Genomic DNA, 15011 nt, shown 5'->3' with positions numbered 1-15011 from the left:
CTTATGCGTTGACCGGTTGGACCGGCGTGATGGGTAGATACATGACAGGTTCGACAGCGAGTTCGGCGGTTTCGCGCAGATACGGCACTGGGCTCAGCGACTGCGGTTCGTCGAGTTCCTCGGCGTAACGGTGGCCCGACCAGACGGCGGCGGCGATGGTGGCGGGTGCCCACACGTCACCGATGGCGCGCACACTCCGCAGATCGGCGTCGGCCCACTGGCTTTCGCGGCTCAACAGCTCCTGGTAGAGACCGTCGTGGGGGAGCCGCGCGGTCACCATGACCACCGAGTCGGCAGCAACCGCGCCCTCGTCGCCCGTGTACACGCACGCCGTCTGGACACCGTCGGCGGTGACGGCGGTGACCGCGGTGTTGGTGCGCACGTCGATGCCGGCCCGGATCACCCGCTTGCGGATCCGCGCGACCTCCAGGGTGTTGGTGGTCCACTGCGACACGTGGGCGGCAGGGGTGATCAGCGTGACGGCGAGGCCCTCCTTGGCGAGCAGCTCGGCGATCACGCCGCCCATGTAGTAGTGGTCGTCGTCGAACACCACGACCCGCTGACCGCGCGGACGGGTGCCTGCCATGATGTCGTCGGGGCTCAAAACGTCGGCGCCTTCGGCGATGTCGAGTGGCTTGGTGTGCCAGCGGCCGACGCCGTCGCTGCGCCAGCCCGCGCCGGTGGCGATCACGACGTGGTTGAAGTCGTTGTCGATGATGTCGTCGGCGGTCATCTCGCTCTGCATGAAGACCTCGACGTTGTCGAGCTTGGCGATCTGGTTCTCGCGGTAGTCGACGACGCGGATCCATGCGGAAAGGCTCGGCAGCTTGGATTCTCGGGCCACGCGTCCGCCGAGGGTGCGGGTGGCCTCGGCCAGGCTTACGGTGTAACCGCGATTGCCCAGAGAGCGGGCAGCTTCCAAGCCGGCGGGCCCGGCGCCGACCACGAGAACGGTGGCGTCGCTGGCCTTCGGGCGGATCTTCTCGGGGTGCCAGCCGCGGCGGAATTCCTCACCCATGGTGGGGTTCTGGGTGCAGCGGATGGGCGCCATGGTGAAGTCGCCCGACACGCAGATGTTGCAGCCGATGCACTCACGGATGTCTTCGAGGTTGCCGGACTCGATCTTGCTGGGCAGGAACGGATCGGCGATGGACGGCCGCGCCGCGCCGATCAGGTCGAGCACACCGCTCTTCACCTGGTGCACCATCATGTCCGGTGAGGTGAAACGACCAACGCCCACAACGGGTTTGGTGGTGAGTGCCTTGAGCCCGCGGACATAGGGCTCCTGCTCGGCCTCGGGGCCGAAGCGCGACGTGACCGAGTCGTCCTCCCAGCTGCCCAGCACGAAGTCCCACAGGTCGGGGTGCTCGCCGAGCATGCCGATGACGTCTTCGATCTCGGCGCGCGTGATGCCCTCGTCGCCGAGCAGCTCGTCGACCGAGATGCGGCACGCCACGGCGGCCTTGCCGTCGCACATCTCGCGGGTGTCCTCGAGGATTTCGCGCAGCAGGCGGGCCCGGTTCTCGATGCTGCCGCCGTATTCGTCGGTGCGGTTGTTGTAGCGCCGGGACAGGAAGTGGTGCAGGCCGCCGATGGCGTGGCCTGCGTAGACGTAGATGATGTCGTATTCGGCCTGCAGAGAGCGGCGCACCGCCTCGCGATGCCAGAACCGCATGTCCGCGATGTCGGATTTGGTCATCTCGCGGGCCTGCACCGGGTCGTAGTTCCACGACACCACGGGCAGGTTCTGCGGGCCCAGCGGGGCTTCCCGGCTGATGAGGTTCGGCGAGTTCAGTCCGTTGTGCGCCAGCTCGATGCCGGCCAGGGCGCCGCCCTCGTGGATCTTCTCCGCGATGCGGGCCACGGCGGGCAGATCCTGGTCGTCCCACAGCCGCAGTTCGATGAACGGGCCGATGTCGGAGGTCGGGTGGATCTCGACCTGCTCGGTGCACACCACGGCCCAGCCGCCCTCGGCCTTGATGCGCCGCATGTACGCCTCACCCGACGGGTCGCGGTAGCCCATGCCGTTGCAATGAGGTACCTGGTAGAAGCGGTTGCGCGCGGTGACCGGGCCGATCTGAACGGGTTCGAACAGGATGTCGTACCGGGGGTCTCGCATGGAGCTACTCCTAGAGTTCGTGTAGGCGGCGCGATGCGACGGGAGCTGTGCCGTGAGCTGGGTCACGCCGGTATTAGCCATCGTTGTGCCGCGCATAACCGAGGTCAACTAGTGGTTTCAGCGGTTTTGCATCTGTTTTATTGATGAAGTTCGCTGCGCGCTCGGCTGTCGGGTGCTGGGTGACCGCCTGGCAATGACCGCGACCCGCGGGCGTAACGCAGCGGCGGGAAATCCGACCGAACATCACCGCAGCGTTACGTGCGTGGAGCGCGGTCACGCGGCCGCGGTACGGCTGTGCCCTTGCCCACACCTGCATCGGAATTTCCGATCCGGATTCACTGAAAACGATGTTTTACAGCTGTGTCGGCGAGGAGTCAGTGTGGGGGCCATCACATCGAGAAAAGGATGATCGTGGAAACCGAACCAAGACTTGCATCAGGGGGCGATCGGGAGACCGCCCAGGCTGATCGGGAGGTCAAGCACCTCAAGAAGACGCTGGGCCGGCTCGACATCGTGTTCCTGATCGTCGCCGCGGTGGTGTCGATCGAAACGCTGGGCCAGGTATCCGGATTCGGTGCGGAGACCTTCACCTGGGCGCTCATGCTGGCGGTGTTCTTCCTGGTGCCATACGGGCTGGTGTTCGCCGAGACCGGCGGTGCGTTCACCGGGGAGGGCGGCGTGTACATCTGGTGCCGCAAGGCTTTCGGGCGCCCGGTGGCGGCCATCGCGTCGCTGCTGACGTGGGTCACCCAGCCCGTATGGGTCGGTGGCTCGATGGCCTTCATCGCCTCGGAGACCTGGAGCACGTACGTCACGCCGTTCGAACACGGCACGCCCACCGACTACGCGTTCAAGCTGGTGTTCATCTGGCTCACCGTGCTCGCCGCGATCATCAGCCTCAAGCACGGCAAGTGGATTCCGAACATCGGCGCCATCCTCAAGATCGCTTTCCTGGTCATCTTCCTGGCGACCACCGCGATCTACGCCGCGCAGCACGGCGTGGCGGGCCTGTCTGTCGGTGATTTCAGCCCGACTGTGGCGGGCATGCTTGGCGTGACGCCGTTGCTGCTGTTCTCCTACCTGGGTTTCGAGTCGGGCAACAGCGCGGCAGGGGAGATGAAGAACCCCGCGCGGGACGTACCGATCTCGATCGCCCGGTCCGCGGGTATCGCCGCGGCCGCCTATCTGCTGCCGATCTTCGCCATCCTGGTGGTGCTGCCGAAAGACGACATCACCGGCATCGGCGGGTTGATGGAAGCCGTCGCGAAGGTGTTCAGCGTGTACGGCGCGGCCGCGCCGGCGATGCTCACGGTCACCGGTGTCATCTTCGCCGCCATCCTGATGACCCAGGGCTCGGCCTGGATGATCATCAGCGATCGCATGCAGGCCATGGCCGCCGCCGACGGCGCGTTCTTCGGCGGGTTTTTCGGCCGGTTCCATCCTCAATTGGGCACGCCGGTGCGGGTGAACCTGCTCTCCGGCGTCGTGGCCACGGTGTTCTGTTTGGTCGCGATGCAGGTGACCGGGTCGTCGGCCTCGATTTTCGGTGTGGTGCTGAGTATTTCGATCTCCACCTTCCTGCTCAGCTATGTCATCTCGATCCCGGCGGCCGTGCGGTTGCGCACGCGGTTTCCTGAGGTGGCCCGGCCGTTCCGGGTGCCGACCGGCGATATGGGGTTCCGCGTGCTGGGCGGACTGTGCTTCGTGTGGGTCGCCCTCGGATCGTGGGTGGCCGTGTTCCCCGGCACGCTGGAGAGCTTGTTCGGGATCGACTACGACTTCGAGAAGACGTGGGGAGTCAGCCAGCTGACCTTCGAGGTGTTCACGCTGGGCACCCTGGCGGTCCTGGGCATTCTCGGCGCGGTCGGTTACCTGCGGGCCCGGGGCGTGCGCGCCGAGCGACCCAACGGCGCGTCGCTCGAAGAGCCGGACGAGGTACTGACGTAACCCCTCACCGCGGCCTGCCGCTTATTTACTAGACAGATCTACCTAGTAAATGAGAGCATGGCCGCCATGACGAAACGTGGTCGCCCCGGTGGGCAAGCGCGACGGCGGCTGCTCGACGCGGCGGCGCGCCGGTTCTACGCCGACGGCATCGCGGCAACCGGCATCGACGTCGTCACCGCCGACGCGGGCGTGGCAAAAATGAGCCTGTACAACAACTTTGCATCCAAGGCGGAGTTGGTGGCGAGCTATCTCGAAGAGCGGCACGCAGAATGGCTCGCGCTGTACGCGCAACGCCGCGCCCACGCCGTGACCGCCGAAGACCGGGTGCTGGCGGTGTTCGATGCCTACACCGACCACGCCGAAATGGCGTATGAACACGGCTTCCGGGGGTGTGGGCTGCTCAACGCGGCCGCCGAATTGCCGGTCGGCGACCCGGGCCGAGAGGCCGTGCGGCGCCACAAGGAAGAAGTGGAACAGATCCTGCGCACGGAGCTCGCCGCCATCTGCGGCGAACATGCCGCCGATGGCGTCGCCGAGCACATGTCGTTCCTCCTGGAGGGATCGATCGCACGTGCCGGATTGGAGGGCCGATCCGACCGGATCGGGCACGCCCGCACCCTGGCCGCCGCATTGATGGCGGCACTGTGACACCGCGGACCACGGGCATGGTGGCCATCGTCGTCGCATCGTTGCTCTGGGGAACCACCGGTACGGCATCGGCGCTCGCGCCGGCTGTCAGCGCCATCACGGTCGGGGCCGGGGCGATGGGCATCGGCGGTCTGCTGCAGATCGCTTTCAGCCGGCGCGCGTTGTTTCGGGACCGGACAACGCTTTTGGCGCGGTACCGGCTGGTGATGTTCGGGGGCGTGTGTGTCGCCTTGTATCCGTTGGCGTTCTACAGCTCGATGCGCATCGGCGGCGTCGCGTTGGGCTGCGTGGTATCGCTGGCGTCGGCGCCATTGGCGTCGGCGGTGATCGAGCGCCTCTGTGACGGGCGGGCGCTCACGCGGCAGTGGGCAGTCGCCTGCGGGTTCGGCATCGCCGGTAGCGCGTTGCTGAGCCTGTCGCGCCATTCCGGCGCGGGAAGCGGCGCGCACTCGGCCGTCCTGGGCGTTGTGCTCGGGTTGGCGGCGGGCGGCTCGTACGCCGGCTACGCCTGGGCCATGCGTCGGCTCATGGACGACGGGACGAGCCGCGGGGCCTCGGCCGCAGCGGTTCTGGGGCTCGGCGGAATTCTGCTGATGCCGGTGTTCGCGGCGACCGCGGGCCGCGCCGTCGTGACGTACCCGGGCATCGTTGTGATCGCCTACCTGGCGGTGTTGCCGATGTTCTTGGGATACGTCCTCTTCAGTTACGGGCTGGCCCGGGTCGGCGCAACCTCGGCGACCACCATCACCCTCGTCGAACCCGCCGCGGCGACCGTGCTTTCCATGGTGATCCTGCATGAAACGGTCGGCACCGTCGGCTGGCTCGGTGTCGCGCTCATCGCGGCGGCCCTCGTCGTGCTGGCCTTGCCCGGCGTCTCGGCGCTGCCCGGGCGCGCCGCGAATAGACTCGGCGGACAACCCCACGACGCTGTAGGGAGTCCCCGATGCGCCGACGTCCCGACGTCACGCTGACCCAGCTGCGGTACTTCGTCAAGGCCGCCACGTATTCATCGATGACCAAGGCCGCCGACGAATTGCACATCGCGCAGTCGGCGGTGTCGGCCGCGATCAGCCAGCTTGAGCAGCAGATCGGCACACAGTTGTTCATCCGGCACCGGGCTCGGGGCCTGGCGTTGACCGCCGCGGGGGAGGAGATGCTGCGTGACACCCGCGCGCTGCTGGCGCATCTCGACGAGGTGCTCGACAACGCCAGCGGTCGGGTCGACCAGGTGCATGGGACAGTGCGGCTGGCCTGCTTCGTGACACTGACGCCGTTCGTGCTGCCCCGGCTGCTGTCCGACCTCGGTGCCCGCCATCCAGAGCTGGAGGTCGAGGTCGTCGAAACGTCGGCCGATGCGATCCGCACGGTGCTCCGCAACGGCACCGCAGAGCTCGCGCTGACCTATGACCTTGCGCTCGGAACCGGCGTGGACATCGAATCTCTCGGTGTCGCAGCACCGTACGTGGCGCTGCCTGCCGATCACCGGCTGGCCAAACGGAAATCGATCCGCTTGACAGAATTGGCCGACGAGCCGATGGTCTTGCTCGATCTCCCCGACAGCCGTGACTATTTCGAGTCGATACTTGCCAAAGCCGGTGTGACGCCGAGGATTCGATATCGGTCGGCCAGCTACGAAGCGGTGCGCGGTTTGGTGGCACGCGGACACGGGTTTTCGATCCTCAACCAGATCCCCGCGCACCGCGGAACCTATGACGGCGGCGCGGTGAGTACCGTCGCCATCCGCGACGACCTGCCCGGGCTGCCCATCGTGCTCGCCAGGCTGCAGTCGGTTCGCAGCACTGCGCGCGCACGTGCCGTTGCCGAGGCCGCGCGTGCCATCTTCGCCGATCGCCGCGCCGCGGACGACGCGGAGAGCAGTCAGACGCCGGTCACACCGATTTGAGATTGCGGGCCATCCGCCGGCCGGGTGGCCACGAACCACAGACAGAACCGTCTCTGGGGAGGTGTCGTGGGAATCGTGCACAGCAGCGTGGTGGACTCGCCTCGCGAAGAGGTGTTCGCCTGGCATGAGCGTCCCGGCGCGATACACAGACTGATGCCGCCGTGGCAGCCGTTGCACGTCATCTCGGAGGCCACATCGCTGGCCGATGGCCGCGCGGTGCTGGGCTTGCCCGGCGGGCTGCGGTGGGCTGCGCAGCATCAACCCGGGTCGTACGACCCGCCGGCCCGGTTCGTCGACGCACGTGTCGGCGACGGTTGGCGGTCGCTGCCCGCGGCTCTGGTCGGATCGTGGCGGCACGAGCACCGCTTCGAGGCCGTCGACGCTGGGCGCACACGCGTCACCGATCATGTCACCACCGCGGTTCCGGGGACTCTGCTGCGACCGACGTTCCTCTACCGGCACAGCCAGCTCGCAGAGGACCTGGCCGCCCATCGGTGGTCCCGTGAGCACGGCCGACGGCCGGGCACTGTCGCGGTGACCGGGTCGAGTGGCTTGGTGGGGACCGCGCTGACGGCGTTTCTCTCGACCGGTGGCTACCGCGTGATCCGCCTGGTCCGCGGCCAACCGCGTGGTGACGCCGAACGCCGTTGGCAGCCCGACTCGCCCCACCCCCGCCTGCTCGACGATGTCGATGCCGTCGTGCACCTGGCGGGCAGCTCCATCGCCGGCCGGTTCACCGACGCACACAAGCGCTCGGTGCGGGAGAGCCGAATCGACCCGACGCGCCGGCTGGCGCAGTGCGCCGCGTCCGCGACCAACGGACCGTCGACGTTCGTGTGCGCATCGGCGATCGGCTTCTACGGATACGACCGCGGTGATGTCGAGCTGGACGAAGCCGCGACACAGGGCGGTGGGTTCCTCTCCGATGTGGTCGCCGACTGGGAAGCCGCCACGGCACCGGCAACCGCGGCAGGGTTGCGGGTGGTCACCGTGCGTACCGGCATCGTGCAGACCCCTCGTGGCGGAACGCTGCGGTTGATGCGGCCGTTGTTCGCAGCGGGCCTGGGTGGCCGGTTGGGGAGTGGCAGGCAGTGGTTGTCGTGGATCGACATCGATGATCTCGTCGACGTCTATCACCGTGCGCTGGTCGATCCCGCGCTGACGGGCCCGGTGAATGCGGTTGCCCCACAGCCGGTTCGCAATGCCGAGTACACCGCCACCCTGGCGCACGCTCTGCATCGGCCGGCCGTGTTGCCGGTGCCCGATCTGGGGCCGGCCCTGCTGCTCGGCGAGCAGGGCGCACGTGAGCTGGCCGCGGCAAGCCAACGGGTGGTGCCGCGCCGGTTACTCGAGGCCGGTCACCGCTTTCGCAGACCGGCCCTCGAGCAGTGCCTGCGCTATCAACTCGGGAGCATCACCGCCGCCTGATGGGCGATGCCACCGCACTACCCGGACCAGCCGCACAACGTGAGGAGTGCACGTGATCAGGATGCAGCGACAAGTGGCCGCCGACTGCCCACCGGACGTCGCCTTCGCCTACCTTGCGGATTTCACCACGACCGAGCAGTGGGACCCCGGCACCGTCCGTACCGAACGCATCGACGGTGACGGCGGCGTAGGAACCCGCTACGCCAACACTTCCCGCTTCGCAGGGCGCACCAGCGATCTCGTCTATCTGGTGACTGCTCTCACTCCGGGCGAGCGCATCGAGCTGCGGGGCGAAAACACCTCGGTCGTCGCCCATGACACCGTCATCGTCGCTCCGCGGCCGAACGGGTGCCTGGTGACGTACCAGGTGGCGTTCGCCTTCAAGGGGTGGCTGCGCTGGACCGAACCACTGCTGCGCATCGCGGTCGCCGGCCTGCTCGACAAGGGTGCGCAAGGTCTCGAGCGCGAGCTGGCGCGGCTGCACGCGACCGACGGCAGCTGATTACCGAAAATGCTTGGGTCTCTACGTTTCCACGCTCATGCTTCAACAGCAATCGCGATTTCGTTGCGGCGCAGACACGCCAGCGTCCACGGCGGATCATAGAACCAGGCGCTGGGCTCGCCGACTGGCGCGAAACCATAGTCGCGCAGGGTTTCTCGAAGTTGGCGGGTCTTCTCGGCAATTCTCGACGGCCCGCGGTCGCCGCTGAAGCGCAGCACCGCAACGGTTTCCGGTGCCAGCTCGACCAGCGCGACGTGCTCATCGTCAGGGGTCGGCAACGATTGCAGTGTGGATCCGGTCGGCAGGTAGAACCGGATGACCCAGCTTCGCTGCTCACTGCCCTGCTGCCCGACGGGCATGGTCATGGCGATCGCTTCGCGCTGCTGGTTGGCGCCGAAGATGTAGCGCGCCAGGCGCCGGAAACCGGCGCTGCGGGCCGCTTCCTCGTTCGCGTGTATGCGTGTCTCGGCTGCGATACGGGGGCCGTAGTGACGGATCTGCACGCCGGGAACCAACGAGCGCGCGGTATGCGGCGGCTCCTCGACACCGAGCCGGATGCCGACCGTCGACCCGGCGATCTCCAATACGCGGGTCGCAGCCGTCTGCAACTGAGTCAACATGGTCAGTCCTTCCTTTCCGTGGTTTCACGAGAGCCCGATCGCCTCGGCGCAGTACCGCCACACCCGCTCGAGTTCGGTCTCGGTGTAGTGGGTCGTGGGCAGATAGTGGGTAGGCCGGATGCGGCGGTCATGCCAGAACTGTCCCGAGGGCGGCGTCGGCATCGTCGCGGTGAGCCATACCGCGGTGTCCGCGGCCTGCTCAGGGGTGCGCAGGATGGGACGGAACAGGCGGCGAAACCCTGGCAACGCCTCCGCGATACCCGGTGTGTCGGCCCAGCCCGGATGCATGGCGGCCACCGTCACCGACTGGCGAGTCCAGCGCTTGGCCAGCAGCGGCAACAGGGCGACCTGGATGCGCTTGCTGCGGGCGTAGGCGGTGGCGCCGTGGTAGCCCTGGGTTCGGTATTCGATGTCGTCGGCATCCAGCGACTGGGTGTACATCCCGCCCGACGAGACGAACACAACCCTGGGGTCTGGCGCGGCCGCCAGCAGCGGCAGCAGAAGTTCGGTCAGCAGAACAGGGCCGAGCACGTGGGTGGCGAGGCACAATTCGTGTCCGTCGGCACTGTCGGTCCGCTGCGCGGGCAGCACGCCGGCGTTGTGGATCACCGCGTCGATCCGATGGTGGCGCCGGCCCAAGTCAGCGGCGAACGCCCGGATGTCATCGAATGCGGACACATCGCACCGTTCGACGACGAGGTCAGCTGAGGGATCGACTGCCAAGAGTTCGTGCCGGGCGGCCTCGCCCCGGGAGCGGTCACGAACAGTCATGAGGACGGTGGCGCCGTGCGCGGCGAGTTCGGCGGCAATTGCCCGTCCGATGCCCGAGTTCGCACCGGTGACCAGAACAGTGGCGCCGGCCAGCGTCTCGCGTGGGCGATCGGGCACCCGCCAGAACCGTTGTCGAACCGCGATGCCCACCCGTGAATATCCAAGGGCGATCGTCCGGTCGAGCACGTCATCAATCAGGGCAGCGGTGGTCATCGCCAGTGATTCGCTGCGTGCACCGGTCCGGATGGGTCATCCGGCGCGAAATCAGGTCAGCGGAATGGTGACGACCGGGCTGCTTGTCGGCTGGGTCGAACCGGTGCCGGGTTCGACCGTGACCGCGACCGCGGTGGCCGAGTTCAACGCCGGGATGACCTCGCCGCCAGGGGGCGGCATGGTTTCGGCACTCATGGTGCCTGCCGATCTCGTCGGGCCCGAGGCCGGGATGAACCACATCTGATAGACGTGGCCCTGCGGGGGTGGCGGCACGTTCGACATCGCCACGACGACGGCGTTGGCCTGGGCCGACGCGCTCAGCGTGATGGTGCCGCCCGCCACCTCGGCCGTGGTGGTTCGGGTGTCGGGATAGGCGAGGACCTGAGCGACCGACGGTACGGTGGGCGCCTGGTGGATGGACCGTAGTGCGACGGTGCCGCCGACAGCGATCACGACGACGGCGGCCGCAGCCACGAGCACGCGGGTGATCAACCGGCGCCTGCGGGCCCGGTGCCGAGCGAGATCGTCGTGCGCGCTGCGTCCCGGTTGTTGCCCGATCGCGTGCAGCAAGGACTCGCGAACGTGAGCCGGCGGGGCGAGCGCATCGCCGGCGGTGACCAGGGCCATCGTCTCCTGAGTGTCGGCGACGATCCGGGCAAACGCGTCGGCGGTAGGTGCGCCCGCGGCGGCCAGCCGGTGCTCGATCTCGGCGCGTTCGTCCTCGGACACGGCACCCAGCGCGTACGGGTAGGCGAGGTCGAGGAGCTCGTCGTCGGTGTGGTTGTCAGCCATCGAAACTCACCCCCAGACAGTTCTTCAGCCGGATCAGTCCGTCACGGATGCGGGTCTTGATGGCCGGGAGTCCGGAGCCGAGCAGGTCGGCGACCTCACGGTAGGTGTGGCCGCCGTAGTACGCCAGCGCGATGGCTTCCCGTTGGGTGTCGGTCAAGGTCTCGAGGCACTCGACGACGTGCTGCTCGTCCAGCCGTTGGCCGACCTCGTCGGCGACGACGTCGTGTTCCCGACCGAGATTGCTGGCACCGTATGCGTGGTTGCGGTCGCTGGCCGATTGTTCGGAGCGCACCCGGTCGACGCTGCGGCGCTGGGTCAAGGTCAGCAGCCAGCCGATCGGGCTGGCCAGATCCGGGTTGTAGTCACGAGCCGCCGAGGTCCACACCTGCAGGTAGACCTCTTGGGTGACCTCCTCGGCCAGCGCCGGGTTGCGGACGATCCGGGAGGACAGGCCGAACACCCGTGCGCAGGTCATGTCGTAGAACTCGGCGAAGGCATCGCGATCTCCAGCCGCAATCGCACCGAGGCGGCGAGTGAGCTCGGTTGCGTCGGCGGCCCGCGCGGCGGAAGCGGATTCGGCCGCGCGGTCACCCGTGCCGCGGTCACGACCGCGGGGTAGGTCCATGTCGGGATCTTTGCACAGACCGCGCCGCGGAGGTGCACCGTGTCACCGTCGAGTGCCACGATGACCGTCACTGCCGGAGCGATCGAGCACAAATTGGTGGACGTCGAGGTATCCGGATGCGAAGCCGGCCTGCGAGTACGCCAGGTAGAACCGCCACATGCGCCGGAACGTCTCGTCGAAACCCAGGGCCTCGGCGCCGGGCGCGTGGGAGGTGAACCGTTGCAGCCACAGTCGCAACGTGTGTGCGTAATGCGATCCGAACGAATATCGATCGACCACGCGAAGGCTGGTGCGGCTTGCGACGGTCTGCTCGAGCAGGTCCACCGATGGCAGGAACCCGCCGGGAAAAATGTACTTGTGCACCCACGTGTAGGTGTTGCGGGTCGCGCGCATCCGATGATCCGGCATCGTGATGGCTTGCAACGCGATTCGGCCGCCCTCGGCGAGTAGCTTGTCGAGGGTGCGTAGGTAGGTGGTCAGGTAGCGGTGCCCGACGGCCTCGATCATTTCCACCGAGACGATCGCGTCGTACCGGCCCTGCACGTCGCGGTAGTCGCACAACTCGACGGTCGCCCGGCTCGACAACCCGGCGGCGGCGATGCGGCGGCGAGCCAGGAGTTGTTGTTCACGTGACAGCGTGATCGTGTGTACCCTGGCGCCTCGTTGTGCCGCCCGGATCGCCAATTCTCCCCAGCCCGTTCCGATTTCGAGGATCCGAGAGCCCTCCGTCACGCCGGCGACGTCGAGAAGGCGGTCGATCTTGCGGTGCTGTGCCTCGGCGAGGTCCTGCCATGTGGGTGCGGTGTCGAGGCCGGCGAACAAGGCTGACGAGTACGTCATGGATTCGTCGAGAAACAAGCTGAAGAACTCGTTCGACAGATCGTAGTGGTGGGCGATGTTCGCCCGGGCGTCGGCACGCGTGCCGTACTGGCTGCGGGGCACTCGCGGCAGGCACACCCGGCGCAACCCGTGCAGTGGCGCAGGCACGAGGGTGTCGATGCGGGCGGCCAGTGCCGTCAGCACCGCCGCGAGATCCGGGGAGGACCAGTCGCCGGCCATGTAGGCCTCCCCGAACCCGATCAGGCCGTCTGCGGCCAGACGGGCGAAGAAGCGTTCGGGGCGGTGCACCACCATGCGCGGCGTCGAGTCCGCCGAGGCAGGCGCGGCGAGTGTCGTGTCCGAATAGTCCACGCGGAAAGGCAGATCGCGGGTCGCGCGTCGAAACAGTGCTTCCGCGATGGGCGCACCGAGCCGCGCGCGCAGGCCACGGGGTACTCGGTCGATATCGCGCCAGCGCGTCGGCCCCTGCAGGGCGGGGGTGATGTCGGTCTCGAGGGTCATCCAATCCTCTCCTGAGGTCGATCGACGAGGGGCAGACCGCGCGCCCAGAGGCGCATGCCCTGCCACCGGATACGCAGTGCCACCAACAGCGGAGCCAGGGGAACGGCCACGAGGGCCCGCGCCACGGTGGCGGTGTCGGCCGCGTGGACCCGACCGGTCATCGTGGCGGTGAAAACGGTGGAACCGGCCGGGTCGCTCAAGTGGACCGCGACTCGCAGCTGCCGGTCCGGCTCGGGAACATGCAGGCGGTATTCGCCGGTCACGGCGTTGAACGGGGAAACGTAGAAATCCTTGGCCACGACGGCGTTTCCGTGCGGATCCGGGCGGACCAGGTACCGGTAGCGACCGCCGTAGGTGTTGTGCACCTCGGCCACGACGCAGACCAGTGAACCGTCGCGGTCGTGGCACCAGTACACCGTCAGCGGATTGAACACATAGCCGAGAACGCGGGCGTTGGTGAGCATCAGCACCCGGCCCCCTCGCAGGGATATGCCATGCTCTGCCAGGTACGTATCGATGTTGGCCCGCAGCCCGTCCTGTGGCGGCCCGGCGTGGTCGGCGGATTTGAACTGGGCGAACGGCCGCAGGGGGAGCGGCAGCCGGGGCAACTCGTCGAGGTCTACGAGCCAGCTGTAACTGCGGTAGCTGAATTCGTGATGGATGGGCCACCGGCGGACGTGCCGGATGCGAGTTCGGACGATCCGCGACGACCTCACACCGCGCTCCCGAGCGGCCGGCGCAGCTGTGGCAGCGGACCGGACCAGCTGCCGTTGAGTCGTTGTGCGGCAACAACACCCGAGTGAGCGCCGTCCTCGTGGAAGCCCCATCCGTGATATGCGCCCGCGAAGGCTATCCGGTGGTCGCCCAACTCGGGCAGATGTCGTTGTGCTGCCACGAAATTCGGCGTGTACTGCGGGTGTTCGTACACCATGGCCGCGTGCACCGCCGCGGGATCGACCCTGCCGTCATCGCCGAGGGTCACCAGGAACCGTCGATCACCCGCCGCATCGAGGCGCTGCAGGCGGGTGAGGTCGTAGCTGACCAGGACCCGGTCCGGTGCGGAGTCGCAGGACGGTAGCCGGTAGTTCCACGATGCGCGCGCTCTGTGACGCGTCGGCAACACCGACGTATCGGTATGCAGCACAGTGTGATTCACGGAGTAGGTCAACGCACCGAGAATCTGCGCCTCGGCACGGGTGGGCTGGTCGAGCATCGCCAGGGCCTGGTCGGGATGCGTGGCGATGACGGCGGCATCGAAGTGGTCGACCCGGTCCGCGTCGTCGCGCACCGTCACTCCCGATGCGGTGCGATAGACCGCCCGCACCGGGACGCCACAGCGCACAGCGTGCAGCCGGGCGGTGACCGCGTTGACATACTGCGCCGAGCCGCCGGTCACGGTCCGCCATGTCGGTGATCCGAACACCGTGAGCATTCCGTGGTGATCGAGAAAACGCAAAAGGTATCCGAGCGGATAGTCGAGTGCGACGTTCGGCGGACACGACCACACCGCCGCAACGAGCGGAACCATGAAATGCGCAGTGAAATAACGAGAAAACCGAGCAGAGGACAGGAAAGCGCCGAGGGTGCGGCCGCCGCCGTCCTCCAGTGCGAGTTCGGCGCGGGCTAGTCGGTGGAAGCGCGTCACCTCCGCGAGCATCCGCAGATAGCGAAGCCGAACCAGCGAGGAAGGTTGCGCGAACAGTCCGAGCGGTCCCCGGGCACCGGCGTACTGCAGACCGCATCCGTCACACCGGACGGACATCGACATGTCCGATTCCTGGGATTGCACGCCGAGTTCGTCGAACAGCTTGAGCAGGGTCGGATAGGTGCGGTCGTTGAAGACGATGAATCCGGAGTCGACGGCGACCGTGGGTAGATCGTCGCGGCCGGTGGGCACTCGGTGCGTGTGGGCGTGCCCGCCGCAGCGCGGTTCCGCCTCGAACAGCGTGACCTCGGCGTCTCGGGCGAGCACCCACGCTGCGGTCAACCCGGACACGCCACTGCCGATGACAGCGATCCGCCTGACGAGCGATGTCTCCTCTTGTCGATTCACACCAGAGGTTCGTCGCTGTCACGCACCTGGATGGGTGCGCTGACGAGCG

General features: G+C 67.5%; 14 protein-coding genes. 6 read left to right on the top strand and 8 right to left on the bottom strand.

The window, feature by feature from the left end:
* Position 1: 1 nt before the first annotated feature.
* Positions 2 to 2119 (bottom strand): oxidoreductase, encoded by a 2118-nt coding sequence (locus RMCB_RS10935; protein WP_062828789.1) that lies wholly within the window; start codon positions 2117 to 2119, stop codon positions 2 to 4.
* A gap of 411 nt (positions 2120 to 2530) precedes the next feature.
* On the opposite strand from RMCB_RS10935, the gene RMCB_RS10930 reads away from it, so the two are divergent.
* The 6 genes from RMCB_RS10930 to RMCB_RS10905 all read left to right on the top strand — a co-directional run bounded on the left by RMCB_RS10930 (position 2531) and on the right by RMCB_RS10905 (position 8547).
* Positions 2531 to 4066 (top strand): APC family permease, encoded by a 1536-nt coding sequence (locus RMCB_RS10930; RefSeq protein ID WP_234792069.1) that lies wholly within the window; start codon positions 2531 to 2533, stop codon positions 4064 to 4066.
* A 66-nt stretch (positions 4067 to 4132) separates the two neighbouring features.
* Positions 4133 to 4714, top strand: a complete 582-nt coding sequence (locus RMCB_RS10925; protein WP_234792068.1) for a TetR/AcrR family transcriptional regulator — start codon at positions 4133 to 4135, stop codon at positions 4712 to 4714.
* Positions 4711 to 5685, top strand: coding sequence for a DMT family transporter (locus RMCB_RS10920; RefSeq protein WP_084388419.1), 975 nt, complete (start codon positions 4711 to 4713; stop codon positions 5683 to 5685). Before RMCB_RS10925 ends, RMCB_RS10920 begins: the two co-directional genes overlap by 4 nt.
* Positions 5658 to 6617: a LysR family transcriptional regulator gene (locus RMCB_RS10915; protein ID WP_029370329.1), complete on the top strand. Its 960-nt coding sequence runs from the start codon at positions 5658 to 5660 to the stop codon at positions 6615 to 6617. The genes RMCB_RS10920 and RMCB_RS10915 overlap by 28 nt, the downstream gene beginning before the upstream one ends.
* A 66-nt stretch (positions 6618 to 6683) precedes the next feature.
* A complete protein-coding gene (locus tag RMCB_RS10910; protein ID WP_062828925.1) occupies positions 6684 to 8045 on the top strand; it encodes a TIGR01777 family oxidoreductase in 1362 nt (453 codons plus the stop codon).
* 61 nt (positions 8046 to 8106) lie between these two features.
* Complete coding sequence (locus tag RMCB_RS10905) at positions 8107 to 8547, top strand: SRPBCC family protein (protein ID WP_165606280.1); 441 nt, start codon at positions 8107 to 8109, stop codon at positions 8545 to 8547.
* Between the two features lie 35 nt (positions 8548 to 8582).
* On the opposite strand, the gene RMCB_RS10900 is transcribed toward RMCB_RS10905, so the two are convergent.
* From RMCB_RS10900 to RMCB_RS10870, 7 genes are read right to left on the bottom strand one after another with little or no spacing between them, the layout of a single operon-like run.
* The gene (locus tag RMCB_RS10900; protein ID WP_062828786.1) at positions 8583 to 9167 is read right to left on the bottom strand and encodes an SOUL family heme-binding protein; all 585 of its coding nucleotides are present in this window, start codon (positions 9165 to 9167) and stop codon (positions 8583 to 8585) included.
* A gap of 24 nt (positions 9168 to 9191) precedes the next feature.
* Positions 9192 to 10151: an SDR family NAD(P)-dependent oxidoreductase gene (locus RMCB_RS10895; protein WP_062828785.1), complete on the bottom strand. Its 960-nt coding sequence runs from the start codon at positions 10149 to 10151 to the stop codon at positions 9192 to 9194.
* Positions 10152 to 10202: 51 nt separating this feature from the next.
* Positions 10203 to 10943 (bottom strand): anti-sigma factor, encoded by a 741-nt coding sequence (locus RMCB_RS10890; RefSeq protein ID WP_062828784.1) that lies wholly within the window; start codon positions 10941 to 10943, stop codon positions 10203 to 10205.
* The gene (sigK, locus tag RMCB_RS10885) at positions 10936 to 11568 is read right to left on the bottom strand and encodes an ECF RNA polymerase sigma factor SigK (RefSeq protein ID WP_062828783.1); all 633 of its coding nucleotides are present in this window, start codon (positions 11566 to 11568) and stop codon (positions 10936 to 10938) included. The genes RMCB_RS10890 and sigK overlap by 8 nt, the downstream gene beginning before the upstream one ends.
* A 42-nt stretch (positions 11569 to 11610) precedes the next feature.
* The gene (locus RMCB_RS10880; RefSeq protein ID WP_062828782.1) at positions 11611 to 12909 is read right to left on the bottom strand and encodes an SAM-dependent methyltransferase; all 1299 of its coding nucleotides are present in this window, start codon (positions 12907 to 12909) and stop codon (positions 11611 to 11613) included.
* Complete coding sequence (locus RMCB_RS10875; protein ID WP_029370337.1) at positions 12906 to 13625, bottom strand: DUF1365 domain-containing protein; 720 nt, start codon at positions 13623 to 13625, stop codon at positions 12906 to 12908. Before RMCB_RS10875 ends, RMCB_RS10880 begins: the two co-directional genes overlap by 4 nt.
* On the bottom strand, positions 13622 to 14962 hold the full coding sequence (locus tag RMCB_RS10870) for an NAD(P)/FAD-dependent oxidoreductase (protein WP_234792067.1): 1341 nt from the start codon (positions 14960 to 14962) through the stop codon (positions 13622 to 13624). The genes RMCB_RS10875 and RMCB_RS10870 overlap by 4 nt, the downstream gene beginning before the upstream one ends.
* Positions 14963 to 15011: the final 49 nt, after the last annotated feature.

The sequence above is a fragment of the Mycolicibacterium brisbanense genome (genome assembly GCF_001570425.1).
In the GTDB taxonomy this organism is placed as follows: Bacteria; Actinomycetota; Actinomycetes; order Mycobacteriales; family Mycobacteriaceae; genus Mycobacterium; species Mycobacterium brisbanense.
This window is presented reverse-complemented; position numbering and strand designations above follow the sequence as displayed.